Origin of the sequence: Bacillus sp. 2B09, assembly GCF_003946835.1 — a bacterium.
In the GTDB taxonomy this organism is placed as follows: Bacteria; Bacillota; Bacilli; order Bacillales; family Bacillaceae; genus Bacillus; species Bacillus altitudinis.
The window spans coordinates 1-18410 of the sequence record NZ_RPSG01000016.1; the positions used below are offsets into that span (position 1 = coordinate 1).

At 39.9% G+C, this 18410-nt stretch carries 17 protein-coding genes, 1 tRNA gene, 2 rRNA genes, 1 other RNA gene, 1 pseudogene and 1 other annotated feature; of the genes and pseudogenes, 6 read left to right on the forward strand and 16 right to left on the reverse strand.

What is annotated here, in order from left to right; translation table 11 throughout:
• From EBQ12_RS18985 to tadA, 8 genes are all read right to left on the reverse strand, one after another.
• Positions 1-130, reverse strand: a 16S ribosomal RNA gene (locus tag EBQ12_RS18985); the annotation flags it as partial.
• A 273-nt stretch (positions 131-403) separates the two neighbouring features.
• A complete protein-coding gene (locus EBQ12_RS18990; protein ID WP_012009068.1) occupies positions 404-667 on the reverse strand; it encodes a pro-sigmaK processing inhibitor BofA family protein in 264 nt (87 codons plus the stop codon).
• A gap of 66 nt (positions 668-733) precedes the next feature.
• On the reverse strand, positions 734-958 hold the full coding sequence (locus tag EBQ12_RS18995) for a YaaL family protein (protein WP_125591014.1): 225 nt from the start codon (positions 956-958) through the stop codon (positions 734-736).
• Positions 959-976: 18 nt separating this feature from the next.
• Positions 977-1573: a recombination protein RecR gene (gene recR, locus EBQ12_RS19000; RefSeq protein ID WP_003218094.1), complete on the reverse strand. Its 597-nt coding sequence runs from the start codon at positions 1571-1573 to the stop codon at positions 977-979.
• A 15-nt stretch (positions 1574-1588) separates the two neighbouring features.
• Entirely contained in the window at positions 1589-1912 is a 324-nt protein-coding gene (locus tag EBQ12_RS19005) for a YbaB/EbfC family nucleoid-associated protein (protein WP_008342011.1), read from the reverse strand.
• A 25-nt stretch (positions 1913-1937) separates the two neighbouring features.
• The gene (gene dnaX, locus EBQ12_RS19010; protein WP_008342013.1) at positions 1938-3650 is read right to left on the reverse strand and encodes a DNA polymerase III subunit gamma/tau; all 1713 of its coding nucleotides are present in this window, start codon (positions 3648-3650) and stop codon (positions 1938-1940) included.
• 330 nt (positions 3651-3980) lie between these two features.
• Positions 3981-4245: signal recognition particle sRNA large type (gene ffs / locus EBQ12_RS19015), an RNA gene on the reverse strand.
• Between the two features lie 76 nt (positions 4246-4321).
• Complete coding sequence (gene tadA / locus EBQ12_RS19020) at positions 4322-4798, reverse strand: tRNA adenosine(34) deaminase TadA (protein WP_125591016.1); 477 nt, start codon at positions 4796-4798, stop codon at positions 4322-4324.
• A 79-nt stretch (positions 4799-4877) separates the two neighbouring features.
• Between tadA and EBQ12_RS19025 the strand changes: the two genes are divergently transcribed.
• The 4 genes from EBQ12_RS19025 (at position 4878) to EBQ12_RS19040 (ending at position 8138) form a co-directional block, all read left to right on the forward strand.
• Entirely contained in the window at positions 4878-5432 is a 555-nt protein-coding gene (locus EBQ12_RS19025) for a cysteine hydrolase family protein (RefSeq protein ID WP_017359012.1), read from the forward strand.
• A gap of 99 nt (positions 5433-5531) precedes the next feature.
• On the forward strand, positions 5532-6779 hold the full coding sequence (locus EBQ12_RS19030) for a glycoside hydrolase family 18 protein (protein ID WP_241215660.1): 1248 nt from the start codon (positions 5532-5534) through the stop codon (positions 6777-6779).
• Between the two features lie 79 nt (positions 6780-6858).
• Positions 6859-7482, forward strand: a complete 624-nt coding sequence (locus EBQ12_RS19035; protein ID WP_017366700.1) for a deoxynucleoside kinase — start codon at positions 6859-6861, stop codon at positions 7480-7482.
• Positions 7479-8138 carry a deoxynucleoside kinase gene (locus tag EBQ12_RS19040; protein WP_024719578.1) on the forward strand — a complete coding sequence of 220 codons (660 nt, stop codon included), beginning with the start codon at positions 7479-7481 and terminating at the stop codon, positions 8136-8138. The genes EBQ12_RS19035 and EBQ12_RS19040 overlap by 4 nt, the downstream gene beginning before the upstream one ends.
• Before the next feature lie 84 nt (positions 8139-8222).
• Here the strand turns inward: EBQ12_RS19040 and EBQ12_RS19045 are convergent.
• The 5 genes and pseudogenes from EBQ12_RS19045 to pdxS form a co-directional block, all read right to left on the reverse strand.
• Positions 8223-8315 (reverse strand) — tRNA-Ser (locus tag EBQ12_RS19045).
• Between the two features lie 132 nt (positions 8316-8447).
• Positions 8448-8780 (reverse strand): annotated as a pseudogene (locus EBQ12_RS19750) (methyl-accepting chemotaxis protein); the annotation flags it as partial.
• 596 nt (positions 8781-9376) lie between these two features.
• Positions 9377-10651 carry a serine--tRNA ligase gene (gene serS / locus EBQ12_RS19055; RefSeq protein ID WP_008342028.1) on the reverse strand — a complete coding sequence of 425 codons (1275 nt, stop codon included), beginning with the start codon at positions 10649-10651 and terminating at the stop codon, positions 9377-9379.
• 48 nt (positions 10652-10699) lie between these two features.
• Positions 10700-10915, reverse strand: a binding site (T-box leader).
• Positions 10916-10968: 53 nt separating this feature from the next.
• A complete protein-coding gene (gene pdxT / locus EBQ12_RS19060; RefSeq protein ID WP_039170341.1) occupies positions 10969-11559 on the reverse strand; it encodes a pyridoxal 5'-phosphate synthase glutaminase subunit PdxT in 591 nt (196 codons plus the stop codon).
• Between the two features lie 20 nt (positions 11560-11579).
• Entirely contained in the window at positions 11580-12464 is an 885-nt protein-coding gene (gene pdxS / locus EBQ12_RS19065) for a pyridoxal 5'-phosphate synthase lyase subunit PdxS (RefSeq protein WP_125591020.1), read from the reverse strand.
• A 246-nt stretch (positions 12465-12710) separates the two neighbouring features.
• On the opposite strand from pdxS, the gene pdxR reads away from it, so the two are divergent.
• The gene (pdxR, locus tag EBQ12_RS19070; protein ID WP_125591022.1) at positions 12711-14189 is read left to right on the forward strand and encodes a MocR-like pyridoxine biosynthesis transcription factor PdxR; all 1479 of its coding nucleotides are present in this window, start codon (positions 12711-12713) and stop codon (positions 14187-14189) included.
• A 42-nt stretch (positions 14190-14231) separates the two neighbouring features.
• Here the strand turns inward: pdxR and EBQ12_RS19075 are convergent, their stop codons facing one another.
• Positions 14232-15557 carry a D-alanyl-D-alanine carboxypeptidase family protein gene (locus tag EBQ12_RS19075; RefSeq protein WP_008342036.1) on the reverse strand — a complete coding sequence of 442 codons (1326 nt, stop codon included), beginning with the start codon at positions 15555-15557 and terminating at the stop codon, positions 14232-14234.
• Between the two features lie 160 nt (positions 15558-15717).
• The gene (gene guaB / locus EBQ12_RS19080; RefSeq protein WP_008342039.1) at positions 15718-17184 is read right to left on the reverse strand and encodes an IMP dehydrogenase; all 1467 of its coding nucleotides are present in this window, start codon (positions 17182-17184) and stop codon (positions 15718-15720) included.
• 121 nt (positions 17185-17305) lie between these two features.
• Here guaB and EBQ12_RS19085 point away from each other — a divergent pair, with 121 nt between their 5' ends.
• On the forward strand, positions 17306-18274 hold the full coding sequence (locus EBQ12_RS19085) for a YaaC family protein (protein WP_039962409.1): 969 nt from the start codon (positions 17306-17308) through the stop codon (positions 18272-18274).
• Positions 18275-18285: 11 nt separating this feature from the next.
• Here EBQ12_RS19085 and rrf read toward each other — a convergent pair.
• Positions 18286-18401, reverse strand: a 5S ribosomal RNA gene (rrf, locus tag EBQ12_RS19090).
• Positions 18402-18410 lie beyond the last annotated feature (9 nt).

Consider the following 18410-nt stretch of genomic DNA (forward strand, 5'->3'; position numbering starts at 1 on the left):
AGGTTACCCACGTGTTACTCACCCGTCCGCCGCTAACATCCGGGAGCAAGCTCCCTTCTGTCCGCTCGACTTGCATGTATTAGGCACGCCGCCAGCGTTCGTCCTGAGCCAGGATCAAACTCTCCGAAAAAGTACAAAACCGAAGTTTTGCTTTTCGCCAGTTTGACTGACTACCTATGATGTATCATAGGATTTTTTATAAAAACTCGAATTAACAGGTACGTTTTGTCTTGTTTAGTTTTCAAAGAACTTGTTTACCGCTTCAGAAGCGACTAGAACATCTTATCACGTCCAAGTTGTTAGTGTCAACAACTTTTTTGTTATTATGTTTTTTCGTTTCTTCGTCATCAGCGACGTATATTAATTTACCACCATATATAATCAAAGTCAACAATATTTTGCATTAAATAATAAACTTTTCAATTACGACTAAAGCTGCTACACCTGGAATGCCCAACAAACCACTAATTCCGCTCGTTACAGGGTTAATGGAAACATGAAGCCCTAAACTCTCGCCGAATAAATTGAGACAAAATAAAAAAAGAGCGCCTGCGACAAATTTTATTCCGATAAGCCCTAACCATTTGAATGGATTCGCTTGAACACCCGACATAAACAACAATAAAACAGCTAACAAAATTGAACCAATCACAATAACAGGTTCCATAATCCTCTCATCTCCTCTTCATATGAATAGTACAAGCATATGAGAGGATTATGGGAAATAGACCTGCTATCTCCAGTTGTTTAAACGTAAATCTCTCTTTTTCGCTTCTCTCAGATAGAAAAAGTACTTCGCTTGAGCAAGCTTTAATTCGAATAGAATGTCCGGTGAAGGCTCAACGCTATTTGCGACAAGCTTTTCTTGTCTGTTCCATTCTTCCTTTTGCTTAAAAAGCTGTTGAATTAATATCTCATCGAATTCTTTTCGAATTGATTTTCTGCGAAGAAAACCCATGTACCGTACTTCTCCTTCCTACATCTCACGTCTGCCTTCTAGAGCCTTAGAAAGTGTGACTTCATCCGCATACTCTAAATCTCCACCTACTGGGAGTCCGTGAGCAATGCGAGAGAGTTTAATTCCTGATGGTTTCAACAATCTAGAGATATACATGGCTGTCGCTTCTCCCTCAATGTTTGGGTTGGTTGCAAGAATGACCTCTGTGACTTGATCATCTTGCAATCTTTTTAATAGGTCAGGAATTTTAATATCCTCTGGTCCAATTCCGTCCATTGGTGAAATAGCACCATGAAGCACATGATATAAGCCGTTGTATTCTTTCATTTTTTCCATTGCGATCACATCTTTTGGATCCTGCACCACACAGATCACAGATTGATCTCTTCTTGTATCTTCACAAATATAACAAGGATCCTGATCGGTGATATGTCCGCAAACAGAACAATAAGTTAAATTACGCTTTGCATTAACAAGTGCCTTCGCAAAATCCAGCACGACATCTTCTTGCATACTAAGAACAAAAAAAGCCAGACGGACCGCAGTTTTAGGTCCGATTCCTGGCAATTTCATAAAGCTATCAATCAGCTTTGATATTGGTTCAGGATATTGCATCTTCAGTTATTCCTCCTAGAATAAACCTGGCATGTTCATTCCTTTTGTGAATTGACCCATTGTTTCATTTGTTAGTTCATCAACTTTTTTCAATGCATCATTTGTTGCTGCAAGTACAAGGTCTTGAAGCATATCGATGTCTTCAGGATCAACAACTTCTTCATTAATCGCCACATCAACGACTTCTTTTTGTCCATTTACTTTTACAGTGACCATGCCGCCACCTGCCGTACCTTCAAGGACTTTTTCTGCAAGCTCTTCTTGAGCCTTAGCCATATCCTTCTGCATTTTTTGCATTTGTTTCATCATTTTTTGCATATTTCCCATTCCACCGCGCATATGAACACCACTCTCTTTCAAATTGTTAATCTTTAATTTCAATTAAATCGGTTCCTACTAACTTCTTTGCTTCTGCAATTAATGGATCTTCTTCAGCAGAAGCTGCCTGACCATCTGCTTGTTCTTCAGGCTGATGATCTCTTAAAAATTCTTCTCTTATTTTACCCCATTGAGCGTCAGGAACGCCAACTAATTCCACTCTTTTTCCTAGCATAGATTCTAGCAGTTGCTCAAGATTGGTTCGAACACCACTTTTATCTTCGGCCACCATCTTACAATGTATTTCAAATTTGAATTTCAAAACAAAGGCATGAGTTGCCGCCGCAACTGGTTCACTATCTGTTAATAGCGCAGCGTGAGAAACCTTATTTTGCTGTTTTAATTGGGCAAGAAGCTCTCCCCATTTGCCTTTTATTTTTTCTAGTTCCGGTCGCTTCGCTTCTTTTAAAATCTCATGAATTCGACCGACAGGTGCACGATAGCCATTTTTATTACTCGTTTGAGGTCGAGGTGCTTCCGTTTTTGCTTGAGGACTCTGAGACTGAGTCATTGGAACACCCTCAGCTTTTAGCCTAGATAGCTCTTGTTCCAGCCTGTCTATTTTATTCGTTAACGCTGTTAGGTCGGAATCAGCCGGAGATGATACAGCACCAGCCGTTGACTGACAGAGCTTAACCACAGCTACTTCAAAGAAAATTCTAGGATGATTTGTCCATTTCATTTCCTGATGGCTTTTATTCAGCACTTCAATCGTTTCATAAAGAAACTGAGGTGCCACACGTTCTGAAAGAGCCACAAACTTATCGTCGACTTTGACTTTTTCAAGGACACCTTCAAGATCCGGTGCTGTTTTGTATAGAAGCATATCTCTAAAGTAGAAGATCATATCCTCTATTAATTTAGCGGCATCTTTCCCCTGTTGAAGCAATTCATTTAACGTATCCAGCGCTATCGCAATATTTTGCTCAAAAATGGCTTCAGCAAGCTGACTAATGAAATGCTGAGATACAGCACCTGTAATGAGCAGTGCATCATCAATTGTGAGCTGTTCACCACTAAATGAGATTGCTTGGTCAAGGAGACTAAGTGCGTCACGCATGCCTCCATCTGCCGCACTAGCAATAATCTCGAGTGAACCCTCTTGTATATTTAGGCTTTCTGCATCTACAATTTTCTCCATTCGTCCAACAATATCTTTTGTCGTGATCCGTTTAAAATCAAATCTCTGACATCTTGATATGATGGTAAGAGGAATCTTATGAGGCTCTGTGGTAGCCAAAATAAAGATACAATGAGCAGGTGGTTCCTCTAGCGTTTTAAGAAGTGCATTAAATGCCCCGATAGAGAGCATATGTACCTCATCTATAATATAAACCTTATATGTAACCGCTGAAGGAGCAAATTTCACTTTATCACGTATATCCCGAATTTCATCTACCCCGTTATTTGAGGCAGCATCTATTTCAATCACGTCTGAAATCGAACCGGTCGTAATCCCTCTACAGGCATCACACTCATTACACGGTTCACTAACAGGTGATTTTTCACAGTTCACTGCTTTCGCAAAAATCTTGGCAGCACTTGTTTTACCTGTTCCTCTAGGACCTGAAAATAAGTAAGCATGAGAAAACTTTTTCTGCAAAAGGGCATTTTGCAACGTTTTTGTGATGTGTTCTTGTCCAACAACATCCTCAAAAACTTGAGGTCTGAACACTCGGTATAAAGCTTGATAACTCACAAATACGCCCTCCTCCATTTATCATCATGTTCATTATACATGATGCAACGATCAATTCAAAAGTACACCTTTATTTTCTAATAAACGAAAAAGAGCATTTCCTTTAAAGACTTTTTACTTTTCTTGATTAAAAAACGTGTTTTCCTGCTTTCTGAAAATGCCTGCCAGATAAACAAGAACATTCGTTCCCTTTGTGAATTGCTTCAAAAATACCTCACCCGAAAATGGCTTTTTTGCTATTTGTATAAATAAAGCAACCGATATATTCTTTCAATAGCAACAAAAAACTCACCTAGATAAACTAGATGAGTTACATTTAATATTGATTTACCGTGCACCTTCTGTCGATTCGCTACCCCAAGCGTTACTTAAACAGTTAGCTCGGCCCAGGCAACCCTGCGGCACATGAGAGGTTTCACTTAATGCTGCTTCCTTCCGGACCTGACATGGTTCATGAATTCCCATTGCGCAGGACCCAGACGTCAACACCACTTATTTAAGGCAGACCTTGAAGTAAACGAACCTTGAGAAGGGATTCGGCCTCGCTAGAGCGGATTGCGAGTACAGGGCACCGCTACCTCCCCGCTTAGCACGGCAAAATGAATATTAAATTGTTGGTGACGCAGACATAAGTATACCTTCTAAGTGATAAAATTGCAAACGACATCCATTCATTTACTTTTCGCTTGCTTCTTCTGCTGACGGAGGTCTCGAAAGAACTGACTTAACAGCTCACCACACTCATTTTCAAGCACACCGCCAATGACTTCAGACTGATGATTGAACCGCTCATCGTCCAATAAATTCATTAAAGTACCAGCACATCCACCTTTAGGATCATAGGCACCAAAAACGACCTTTTTCACTCTTGAAAGTACAATAGCGCCTGCACACATTGGGCACGGTTCGAGTGTAACATAAAGTACAGCATCTTCTAAACGCCAGCTACCAGTCATTTTACACGCTTCATCAATAGCAAGTAATTCCGCATGAGCAATTGATCGCTGTTCACTTTCCCTTAAATTGTGAGCACGGCTTACAATTTGATCATCAAAAACGATGACGGCACCGATTGGAACTTCTCCTATTTGTTTTGCTTTCAAAGCTTCAGAAATAGCTTCTTGCATAAACTGTTCATCTTTCGTCATAGCACGGCTCTCTTTTCATGTTTTTTTAAAGGATATTGAGGTTAACATATTATCACAATCTTTTAAAGGGGGTCTTGATTTGCCAAAACAACAAAAGGCACTACTTATTATTGACATGATCAATAATTTTGATTTCGAAATGGGGCATGTGCTCGCTGAAAAAACAGAGCAAATGACCAATAAAATTTTAGCCCTTAAACAACACGCTTTCAAGAAAAATTGGCCAATTATCTATATCAACGACCACTATGGACTCTGGAAGGCTGATATCAAAGCTGTTATGGAAACATGCAAAAACGAAAGAAGTGCCCCTATTTTAGAACAAATGGCACCATCTAAAGATGATTACTTCTTAATTAAACCTAAGCACTCTGCCTTTTACGGAACAGCACTAGAGACACTCCTAAATGAATTAGGTGTGCAAGATCTTATTTTAACTGGAATTGCCGGAAACATCTGTGTCCTGTTCACTGCAAATGACGCTTACATGCGAGAGTACAACCTCACTGTACCTAAAGATTGTATTGCTTCAAATGATGATAGAGACAACGAGTACGCTTTAACGATGATGGAGAACGTTCTTCTTGCCAAAATCACAACAACTAAAGAGATCACGGATGAAAATCAAACATGATTTATCCATCACCCTCATAAATTGTTAGCAATAACAAAGGGGGCGTTGACCATTCAAATTTATGTTGTCAAAAGAGGAGATACGTTAAATGAGATTGCCATGCGTTTTAAAACAACGGTAAATGAAATCATTCGGACCAACGACATCGAAACGCCAAATCAACTAGTCGTTGGACAAACAATTGTCATCCCTATTAGAGGTCAATTTTATGAGGTCAAACAAAATGATACACTTTATCAAATTGGAAGAAGATTTCAAATTTCGGTAGAAGAATTGGCACGTGTGAATCGGATTCGGCCTGAAGCCATATTGCCTATTCGTTTTTTGCTTTATATTCCACAAAGACGGAAAAGAAATATTAATTCTAACGCTTATATAGAACCTCGCGGAAACCAAGTCAGCGAAAATTTAAAGCAAGCAGCCAGAGAGGCATCTCCATACTTAACACATCTCGGCGCTTTTAGTTTTCAAGCGCAAAGAGACGGCACACTTCGCGAGCCACCATTAGATCAATTGCCTCAAATTGCCGCTCAAAGCAGAACGGTTTTATCCATGGTAGTCACAAATCTAGAGAATGATAAATTTAGTGATGAACTCGGGCGAATCCTTTTAACAAATCAATCTGTCAAAACAACATTATTAAATGAAATCGTCCGCGTTGCTCAAAAGTATCAATTAAAAGAAATCCATTTTGACTTTGAATATTTACGCCCTGTTGATAAAGAAGCCTACCTTCAATTTTTAAGAGAAGCAACAACTCGTTTTCATCAACAGGGTTGGACTATTTCTGTGGCACTCGCTCCTAAAACAAGCAGTGAACAGAAAGGAAAATGGTATGAGGCGCATGACTATGAAGCAATTGGAAAGATTGTTGATCATGTTGTGCTAATGACTTATGAGTGGGGCTACAGCGGCGGGCCTGCACAAGCCGTCTCTCCGATCGGCCCTGTCCGCCAAGTCATTGAATATGCACTGACTGTCATACCTGCCAATAAAATTGTGATGGGGCAGAATTTATATGGTTATGATTGGACGCTTCCTTATGTTCAAGGAGGCCCTATCGCCAAAGCCGTCAGCCCTCAACAAGCGATTGCCATTGCTAGAGAGAATAATGTATCTATTTTATATGACGAAACAGCACAAGCACCTTATTTCCGTTATACAGATGCTAACAACAAAGAACACGAGGTTTGGTTTGAAGATGCAAGATCCATTCAAGCCAAATTTAATCTCATTAAAGAGTTAAACCTAAATGGAATTGCTTACTGGAAATTAGGTCTATCCTTCCCACAAAACTGGTTGTTGTTATCAGATCAATTTAATATTGAAAAAAGAACGACATCGTAATTCATACGCTCTATCTCTCAGAAGGGGTATGGTACAATATACATTGGTTTGACAACTTTATAGATAGAGGAGAACGCCTATGTATCCTGCCCCTTTTATTGCAGTGGAAGGCCCAATTGGAGCCGGAAAAACAACCTTGGCTACAATGCTTTCAAAGGAATTTCAATTTCCTTTAGTAAAAGAAATTGTAGAAGAAAATCCATTCTTAGATAAATTTTATGAAGATATGGAACAATGGAGCTTTCAGCTTGAGATGTTCTTTCTATGCAATCGGTTTAAACAGTTAGAATCTATTGAAGAGAATTATGTCAAAAAACAGCAGCCGATTGTCACTGATTATCATGTCTATAAAAATATGATCTTTGCAGAAAGAACCTTATCTAAAAAGCACATGGATAAATACAGAAAGATCTATCACTTGCTGACAGATGATCTTCCTAAACCAAATGCCATGATCTATATAAAAGCCAGCCTTCCCACCTTACTTGATAGAATAAAGATGAGAGGCCGATCTTTTGAAGAAGACATTGATCCAGCTTATTTAAAAACCCTGATTGAAGATTATGAGTTAGCCATCGAGCATTTAAAACAAACTGACCCAGGTCTTCCTATCATTACAATTGAAGGCGATCATACAGACTTCGTTTCCTCACAGCAAGATTACCAGCAAATTGTACAGAACATAAAGGAGCAAGTACTATGAAAAATATTGAAATACCAAAGGATGCTGTCATTACAATTGCAGGGACAGTTGGTGTCGGAAAATCGACCATGACGAAAACAATAGCGGACAAGCTAGGGTTTCAAACTTCTCTCGAAAAAGTAGATGATAATCCATACTTAGAGCCTTTTTATTCAGATTTCCAAAGATGGAGCTTTCATTTACAGGTCTATTTCCTAGCTGAACGTTTTAAGGAGCAGAAACGAATCTTCGAGTCTGGTGGAGGTTATGTACAAGATCGGTCCATTTATGAGGACACTGGTATTTTTGCTAAAATGCACGCAGACAAAGGTACCATGTCAGAGGTAGACTATGAAACGTATACGAGTCTATTTGAGGCGATGGTGATGACACCTTACTTCCCACACCCAGATGTCCTTATTTACTTACATGGGGATTTAGATCATATATTACATCGTATTGAAGAGCGCGGGAGAGAGATGGAAACTCAAACCGATCGAGCATATTGGGAAGAAATGTACACTCGATATACAGAATGGATTGAACAATTTGATCTGTGCCCTGTGATTAAAATTAATATTGAAGATTATGACTTACTTCATGATGAAAGCTCACTTGATCCAATTCTTCATGAAATTGCTTCTGTTATTCAAAAAAATCGCTCTAACACAAAATAAAAAAAACCGCTGCATTTCTTGAATGCAGCGGTTTGACAATTTCCAATTTTTATGCGTTTCAATTCAACTAAGGTAAAATCAATATGGCGGAGGAAGAGGGATTCGAACCCCCGCGGGCTTTGACACCCCTGTCGGTTTTCAAGACCGATCCCTTCAGCCGGACTTGGGTATTCCTCCGTATCGACAAGAATTAATATATCATATCATCTTATTTTAAGTCAACATCTTTTCGAAAAAAAATTCAACATTTGATTTTGGTATGATGTTTAGCCTATAAAAAGCAGCCGATTATCGGCTGCTCTTCATCTATTACGTATCCTGTCTAATTTCTTCTATAAAAAGATTCATCTCTTCTTTAAAATCATTTAATGACTCAATAATCTTTGTAAAGTCCGTCACTTGTTTAGCTTGTTCGTTTGTTGAACTGCTGATTTGTGAGATATTTTCAGATAAAGTGCCAATGCTGTCTTGGATTTCTTTTAAAAATGCATTAATGGTTTCAGCTGCTTCCTTTGATCCATCTGATAACTTTCGTACCTCGTCTGCAACAACAGCAAAGCCTTTTCCATTTTCACCTGCTCTTGCCGCTTCAATTGCAGCATTGAGTCCTAACAGATTTGTTTGTCTCGCAATACCGCCAATGGTTTTGACGACTTCTTCAATGTTTGCGGATTTCTCTTCTGCTCTTCCGGCCTGTTCACTAATTTCTAAGCTTGTCGCAGCCAGTTCTTGAGAATGAGCAGCAATTTGCTCAATTCCACCTTGTAACTCTTTCGCTACTTTATTGATATGTTCCATATAGCCGCTTAATTTCTTCTCACGATGATGTGAAAAAGCCACTAAAAAAGAGCCAATCACTTTTCTATCTTCATCAAAAATCGGATAACCTTTTACAGCAATTTCATAACCATATAAAGACTCTGGCAAATGCCCATCATATTCTTGTCCTCTTAATGTCGTCGCCACGTTTTGGTCCTCTGGGTTTAAAGCGTCCCCTACTTTAATGCCAAAATCTACTGTGGTCGATGGATAATAGCAAAGTACCTTTTCTGTATCAGTGATGCCGAAAAGAACACTTTCATCTAGAACTTTTCTGAGTAATTGAGCCATTTCAACATAATAGTCAAGCCTATTCAAGGTTATTCCTTCTTTCCTAGATGCTTTTAGTTCTTTTATCGGCTTATTTTAGAAAAGCTGTAGAAGTTTAGGTAAAAAGAATAAGATGCCATGACGGCATCTTATTTTATCACTTCTTTATTTCCCATATAAGGACGTAACACCTCAGGAATAATCACTGTTCCATCTTCTTGTTGATAGTTTTCTAAAATAGCTGCAACAGTTCTTCCTACTGCTAAACCAGATCCATTTAATGTGTGGACATGTTCTGGCTTGGCCTTAGGCTCAGGGCGGAAACGAATGTTTGCTCGTCTCGCTTGGAACGCTTCAAAGTTACTGCAAGAAGAAATTTCACGATACGTATTTTGGCTTGGAATCCATACTTCGATATCGTATTTCTTCGCAGCCGTAAAGCCTAAATCTCCTGTACACATGCTCATGACACGGTATGGCAGGTTCAATAATTGAAGAACTTTTTCTGCTTGGTTTGTTAGTTTTTCTAATTCTTCATAAGAATCTTCTGGTCTGACAAATTTCACAAGCTCTACTTTGTTAAATTGGTGCTGACGGATGAGTCCGCGCGTATCTCTGCCAGCAGAACCAGCTTCTGATCTAAAGCAAGCACTAAACGCTGCATAATTGATTGGCAGCTGCTCTCCTTCAAGAATTTCATCACGGTGCATATTCGTAATTGGCACTTCAGCCGTTGGAATGAGGAAATAATCTTCTTCTCGAATTTTAAAAGCATCCTCTTCAAACTTTGGAAGCTGTCCAGTTCCTGTCATGCTTGCTCTGTTGACCATATAAGGTGGTAGTACTTCAGTAAAACCAAATTCATCTACGTGTAAATCCAGCATAAAGTTATAAAGTGCACGCTCTAACCGTGCGCCTAGCCCTTTATAAAAAACGAAACGGCTTCCTGTCACTTTTCCTGCACGTTCAAAATCCAAAATTTTCAGCTCATCCGCTACATCCCAATGCGGCTTTGGTTCAAATGAAAAGGCTGGCTGTTCGCCCCATTTTCTCACTTCAATGTTGTCATCTTCTGTTTCACCGACTGGTACAGAGTCATGAGGGATGTTTGGAATTGAGAATAGGATGGTTTGCAGGCTTTCCTCTACTGTTCTTAATTCATCATCTAACTTCTTAATCTCATCGCCTACCTCACGCATTTCTTGAATAATATGATCGGCGTCTTTCTTTTCTCTTTTTAGAACAGCCACTTGCTGTGATACTTCATTTCTTCGGCTCTTTAATACTTCTGTTTTGCCGATTAATTCTCTTCTTTTTTGATCCAGCTCACCAAACTTATCAAAATCCGCTAAATCTTCGCCTCGATGGGCTAATTTTTCTTTGATTTGATCAAAATCCGTGCGCAGTTGTTTAATATCCAGCATGTGTAACACTCCTTTTTTATCGAAAAATAAAAAGAGCCCTCATCCCATGAAAGGGACGAGAGCTCTCGCGTTGCCACCCTGATTGAAAACACGCCAAAAGCATGCTTTCCTCTTTCCTCTGTAACGGCATCACCGTAAATGCTTACTTCGTGTTTCAGCATTTCGCTCAAGGATGGATTCAGAATGCATCTTTCACCGATTCTCACCAACCATCGGCTCTCTGAGAAAGAGGGGCTTCTTACTATTTCCCGTCAACGCTTTTTCGATCTTTGATTGTGATTTTAATGTACTATAAGTTTTATCTCTTTTCAACCGTTTTATACAGCAAGCTTCGTTTTATAGGACTCCACCATCTCAACAAACAGCTGTGTTAACCGATGGTCGTCTGTCAGCTCTGGATGAAAAGAACAACCTAAGATATTGTTTTCTTTCGCCATCACAATCCTGCCGTCATACTCAGCCATGACCTCTACGCTCTCATCTGCGCTGATGATATGAGGCGCACGGATGAACACTCCTGTAAACGGCGCATCCAGTCCTTTCACTTCTACATCTGCTTCAAAGCTGTCTACCTGTCTGCCAAACGAATTACGTGCAACAGATACATTTAACAGTCCAAGATGAGCATCTTCTCGATCTTCTATATGCTTTGCCAGCATAATCAAACCGGCACAAGTCCCAAATATCGGTTTACCTTGAGCAGCGAACGCTTTAATCGGTTCAATGAATTGGTACGTATCCATGAGTCTTCTCATCGTCGTACTTTCACCACCAGGGATAATGAGACCGTCAACAATTTCTAACTCCTCTACCCGCTTGATGATCTTTCCCTCTGCGCCACAAGCTTCAATCGATTGAATATGCTCTCTCACCGCTCCTTGAAGCCCTAGTACACCAATTGTTAGCATGTTCGTTTGCGCTCCCTTAATTACCAGCCACGCTCTTGCATACGCTCTTCTGGCAATAGATTTGAAATTTCAATTCCTTTCATCGCTGTTCCAAGCTCTTTAGAAAGCTCTGCAATTAGACGGTAATCTGTGAAATGAGTCGTTGCTTCTACAATCGCTTTTGCAAACTTAGCTGGATTGTCTGATTTGAAGATACCAGAGCCGACAAATACACCATCTGCTCCAAGCTGCATCATTAATGCTGCATCTGCTGGTGTCGCAACACCTCCAGCAGCAAAGTTTACAACCGGCAATTTGCCGTCTTTTTTAATTTGAACCAATAATTCATAAGGTGCGCCTAGATTCTTGGCTTCTGTCATCAATTCATCTTCGCTCATTGCAACAACTTTACGAATTTGAGCATTGACCTTTCTCATATGACGAACAGCTTCTACAATATTTCCTGTACCAGGCTCACCTTTTGTCCGTAGCATAGAAGCGCCTTCTGCAATACGACGAGTCGCTTCACCTAGATCACGGCAGCCACATACGAAAGGTACTGTGTATTCATTTTTATTTAAATGGAATTCCTCATCTGCGGGCGTCAGCACTTCACTCTCATCAATATAATCAACACCAAGTGCTTCAAGAACACGAGCTTCCACGATGTGGCCGATACGTGCTTTTGCCATGACTGGAATCGTTACTGCATTTTGTACTTCTTCTACGATTCTTGGATCTGCCATACGGGCAACACCGCCTGCTGCACGGATATCAGCTGGTACCCGTTCTAGTGCCATTACTGCCACTGCGCCTGATTCTTCTGCGATTTTTGCCTGCTCAGCATTGACGACATCCATAATGACGCCACCTTTTTGCATTTCTGCCATTCCACGTTTTACTCGTTCAGTTCCCTTATTGCTCACAATTGTTTCCTCCCATTTGTCTATTCGATTGATTCAACACCTTTATCATACAAGCGATAGAGTATAACAATAAAGAGAATAGTATAACAATTCAATCAGCTCATAAAAAAGAAGAAACCCTTATATATCAAGGTTTCATAGTTAAAAAGGCATCATTTCCTCTTTTAAGTGTTATTAACATGTTATAATGCATCTATAACAATTCGAAACCATCTATAACAATTCCACACCCATTGGAGGATTTTCATGCATATTGATATCCATCGACATTCAGATACATCTCTTTCAAATCAGATTTATTTTTCCATCGTTGATCACATTCAATCAGGTCTGCTTCAGCAAGGCGATAAGCTGCCGACTGTACGTGATCTAGCGAAACAGCTAAATGTAAGTCTTGTCACAGCGGCAAAAGCCTATACACGGCTTAAGGACGACGGATTTTTAACGACTGTACAAGGGAAAGGTACGTTTGTGAATGAGCAGCATGAGCAAACTGACATCCCGGTTCAATCATCTACTTCTTTCGATTGGCAGTTATCGATCCCAGATTATTTACCAAGGTCTCAATTCGCTCAGTATCACTATGTCGAAGAAGCCATTAATCTTTCTTCCTCTATGATTGATCCTGGTCTTTTACCTAACCGGTATTTAGAAAAAGAAATGCAGCATGTCCTAGCCCGGCATCCTCAAATCATGTCAAAATACGGTGAAATCCAAGGTGACCTTCAGCTTCGTCAGGTCATTCAATCATTTCTAGAAAAATTAGATGTCCCTTCTACTCCTGAAAATATCCTTGTCACTAGCGGTTCTCAGCAAGGGCTTGATTTAGTGGCACGTACATTTATCGGGCCGGATGATGTAGTTGTCATGGAGGCGCCCACTTATCCAGGCGCAATTGATGTCTTTATGGGGAGAGGGGCACGAATTATTACGGTTCCTGTCGATCATGAAGGAATGAACATGAAACAGCTTCAAAGCATTTGTGATAAATATAAACCAAAGCTCATCTATACCATTCCTACTTTTCACAGTCCTACAGGTGCTAGTATGTCGATGAAACGAAGAAAACAGCTGCTTTTACTGGCACAAAGCATTGATTGTCTCATTGTAGAGGATGATCCTTATCGTGAGCTTTATTTTGAAAAGAAGCCGCCGGCACCCATTAAAAGCCTAGATCACGATGGACACGTCATTTATTTACGAGGATTAAGCAAGACACTGGCTCCAGGATGCAGAATTGGAATTATTACAGCGTCAGGCTCTATATTTAACCGTTTATTAGCTGCAAAAGCCAATAATGATTTAGGTAGCCCGCTTCTCACCCAAAAGGCGATCTTACCGTTTCTCACTTCCAAGAAAATGATCGATCATACGAAAAAATTAAGAACTGCCTTGAAGGTGAGATGCGATTTGATGATGGATGTGTTGACAAAGCATGCGCCAAAGGACGTCACGTGGCAAATCCCACAGGGCGGGCTCAATTTGTGGCTTAGCTTTCCTTCCTGGGTCGATACACGTGCCCTATTACATGAGGCGCGGAAGCAACAAATCACCTTCCTGCCTGGCTCTGTCTGCTATCCTGGGGAGCCGAAGCAGAATTATATACGCCTTAGCTTTTCTTATGTGAATGAAAAGGCACTGACGGAAGGTATGGAAAAGTTATGTGGTATTTTTCAGCAGGCCTTGTCTACACCTCAAAACCACAAACAATCTCTTTTCTTTTAACGATAAAAAAACTGCTCTCACATATAGAGAACAGTTTTTTTATTAGAACCAACCTTTTACTGTGTCGACGATTCCGCCCCAAATGCCAGCGAAGAATCCACCTACACCACGCATTGCAAGGATGAACCAGTTTGCTTTTTCATCACCTGTTTTCGTCACAAGCTCAACACCTGATTGGTCTTTACTCAAATAGCCGTAGTCCTTCTCATCACCAGAATAAGAAGTCGTCAGCATGCCAACCTTCGTTCCTTTTTTAATAGGAGCTTCTAGGTTCTTTTTATCAATATTTACTTTCGCTTTATAGCTCTTCTCGTCACCATTTTTAACCGGTACAGAGAAAGCTTCTTTCGTCACGACGGGTACTTCTTTATCTTTCCCTTTATCGACTTCGATGTTTTCATGTCCCTTGATTTGTTGGCCTTTTTTGTACATTTCTTTCATCGTGAAGTTTTTAAAGGCATAATCGAACAATTTTTTCGCCACATCAAAACGAGCTGTATGAAGATTTCCTTTAGCATTAAGGACAACTGCGATCACACGCATGTCACCACGTTTTGCTGTACCTGTGAAGCTAGAACCAGCTGAATCAGTAGAGCCCGTTTTCAGACCGTCTACGCCTTCATATTCTTTCACAAGTCCTTTAAGCATAAAGTTCCAGTTTGGCATGTCCATTTCGTCATCTGTGCCTTCTCTGAACTTTGTTTTCGCGATGCTTGCTGTTTCAAGAATTTCTGGATGATCTTTGATGAGATGCTGTGCAAGCAAAGCCATATCCTTTGCGGAAACTTCGCTTTCTTCATCAGGTCCCGTACCTTTTGGCTGTTTGCCATGTAAGTCTTTATTTTCTAATCCAGTTGCATTCACGAATTTGTAATTGGTTAAACCAAGTTCTTTTGCTTTTGCATTCATTTTTTCAACAAACTTTGATTCTGATCCAGCGATTACCTCTGCTAGACCAATTGCTGCTGCATTTGCTGAATAAATAGCCGTTGCTTGATAAAGTTCTTTGACAGTATACGAACCATCTTTCCTCAATGGAACATTGGATAAACTGCGGTCCTGAGAAATTTCGTACACGTAATCATCTGGCGTATATGTTTGATCCCATTTCACTTTGCCTTCAGCAATCGCCTCTAGTAATAGATACTCTGTCATCATCTTTGCCATACTTGCAATAGGCAGTCTTTGTTCTGCGTTTTTACTATAAAGAATTTTACCTGTAGAAGCTTCAATAAGGATGGCTGCTTTCGCATTCACATTGAATGGATCTTCAGCCGCTTTTGCTTTGGACATTGGGGTAAATGCAGTAACAATCAATGCCAACGCAAGGATAGAGACCATAAGCTGTTTCAACATCTTGCTGTTCAATCGTCATACCTCCGTATTCATCTTTTTTCGACGTTTTTCATATATATTTAATCCACAAGGGCTTATTTCGACACAACAGTATAAATTTTATCACAATAAAGACAAAAAAAATAGACAGAGTCATAGACCCTGTCAAATGTAATTTGATTGTCACAATTTATCAAGAAATTGTGTAGTTTGGTGATTCTTTTGTAATTTGTACATCATGTGGATGGCTCTCACGAAGACCTGCACCTGTCATGCGAATGAATTGTGCTTCTTCTCTAAGAGTACGTAAGTCCTGTGTTCCACAGTAGCCCATACCAGAGCGAATACCGCCAACAAGTTGGTAAACAGTGTCAACAACTGGTCCTTTATACGGTGTACGTCCTTCGATACCTTCTGGAACGAATTTTTTATTATCTTCTTGGAAGTAACGATCTTTACTTCCTTTTTCCATTGCAGCAACAGAACCCATACCACGATATACTTTGAAACGTCTGCCTTGGAAAATTTCTGTTTCTCCTGGGCTTTCAGATGTACCAGCAAGAAGGCTTCCCAGCATAACAGCATGTCCACCAGAAGCTAATGCTTTCACGATATCACCTGAATATTTAATTCCACCATCTGCAATAATAGATTTACCATGCTTTCTTGCTTCTGTTGCACAGTCATAAATCGCTGTGATTTGTGGTACACCGACCCCTGCAACAACACGTGTTGTACAAATCGATCCTGGTCCAATACCCACTTTTACAATATCTGCTCCAGCTTCAAACAATGCTTTTGTTGCTTCAGCTGTTGCAACGTTACCAGCAATGATGTTAAGAGAAGGATACGTTTCACGGATTTTCGATACAGTGTCTAGAACACCTTGAGAATGACCGTGTGCTGTATCAATGACGATCACATCAACATTGGCTTCTACTAATTTTTTCACACGAGTCATTGTATCGCCAGTGACACCTACAGCGGCACCAACAATTAAACGGCCATGTGCATCTTTAGAGGAGTTAGGGAATTCAATCACTTTTTCAATATCTTTGATGGTGATGAGACCTTTTAATGTTCCTTCGTCATCTAAAAGAGGTAATTTTTCAATTTTATATTGCTGAAGGATTTTTTCAGCTTCTTCTAATGTTGTTCCAACAGAAGCTGTCACAAGTTCCTCTTTTGTCATCACGTCGCTAATCTTCATTGAATAATCCGAAATAAAACGAAGGTCACGGTTCGTAATAATCCCAACAAGCTTTTGATCTTGTTCGTTATTGACAATCGGTACACCAGAAATACGATATTTACCCATTAAATGTTCTGCATCGAATACTTGATGATCAGGTGTTAAGAAAAATGGATTTGTAATAACACCACGTTCTGAACGTTTTACTTTGTCCACTTGTTCAGCTTGTTGCTCAATAGACATGTTCTTATGGATGATTCCAAGACCACCTTGACGTGCCATTGCAATCGCCATTTGTGATTCCGTAACAGTATCCATTCCTGCACTAATAATTGGAATGTTCAACTTTAAAGTGCTTGTTAACTCAACTGATAAATTGACATCACGCGGAAGCACCTCAGACTTTGCTGGAACAAGCAACACGTCGTCAAACGTCAAACCTTCTTTTGAAAATTTACTTTCCCACATTAGTAAATCCCCCTCTTTTCGGCAAAATATTATATGTAGATTATCAACTAGGAAACAGCATGTCAAGGAAGCAACAAACAGTTGCAATTTTTAGAAAATATAAAGAGAGTTGAGGAAGAAGATGAAAAGTTCAGGATGGAAGGATTTAAAACGTTTTTACTCACTTGAAACTTCCCAAAAGTTTCTATTTCAACAGTACGAGAAACGGAACATTCAGGAGGCAAACCAGCAGGCCTATAAAAACTGTGAACGATTTATTTACTTTTTAAAGCACGGTCATACATTCTATGACCAAGCCGCATCAGCTCCACTTGAACTAAAACCGATTTTATTGTTTTATGGAATGGCACAGCTGTTAAAAGCATGTTTGCTGACAGTGGATCCCGACTATCCTTCTCAAACCTCTGTCTTAGCTCATGGCGTCACCTCAAGAAAAAGAAAGAAGCAACATTATCGTTTTAGTGAGGATGAAGTCAAGATTCAGCGAAACGGATTATGTATGCATGTATTAAAGCACTTATTTCATTTAAATGGTCTTGAAGATGAACGATTTACGATGATCAATCTCCTTTCAAAAATACCTGAAATGGGTCATATTCTGGAGTTTCAAAAACAACCCTCTACTTTAGTGAAAGTAGAACAAGCAAATGGCATGTTGATTCAAGATCATATTCCCTTGCTCTATAATATGTCTGCCGAACGTTTTATTGAATATTTTGAGTTCCATACAACTTGGAAGCTTAAGCAACGAGAGGCTAAAAAACTAACATTTGATGTATTTTCAGAAGAAAACCCTGCTCTTGCTACTCATCTTCATTATGATTTAGAGATGAATCAATGGTTCATTCCAGCAACACGAGATGCCTTTTTAGGGATCCCTGAGATCATCAGCCATTACTTGTTAATGTATAACCTCAGTATGATTGCCCGCTACGAAACAGAATGGTGGTACGAGCTTTTATCTCAATACATTAGTGATGATTATGTCATGATTGAACGTTATATGGAGATTGCAGAGGACAAGTTTCCGGCTTATATTATGATGCTGCTAGAAGAAAACACAAAAAAGACCAGTTCCGATTGGAACTGATCCTTTGAAAAGCTTGGCGGCGTCCTACTCTCACAGGGGGAAACCCCCAACTACCATCGGCGCTGAAGAGCTTAACTTCCGTGTTCGGTATGGGAACGGGTGTGACCTCTTCGCTATCGCCACCAAACCTGATGGA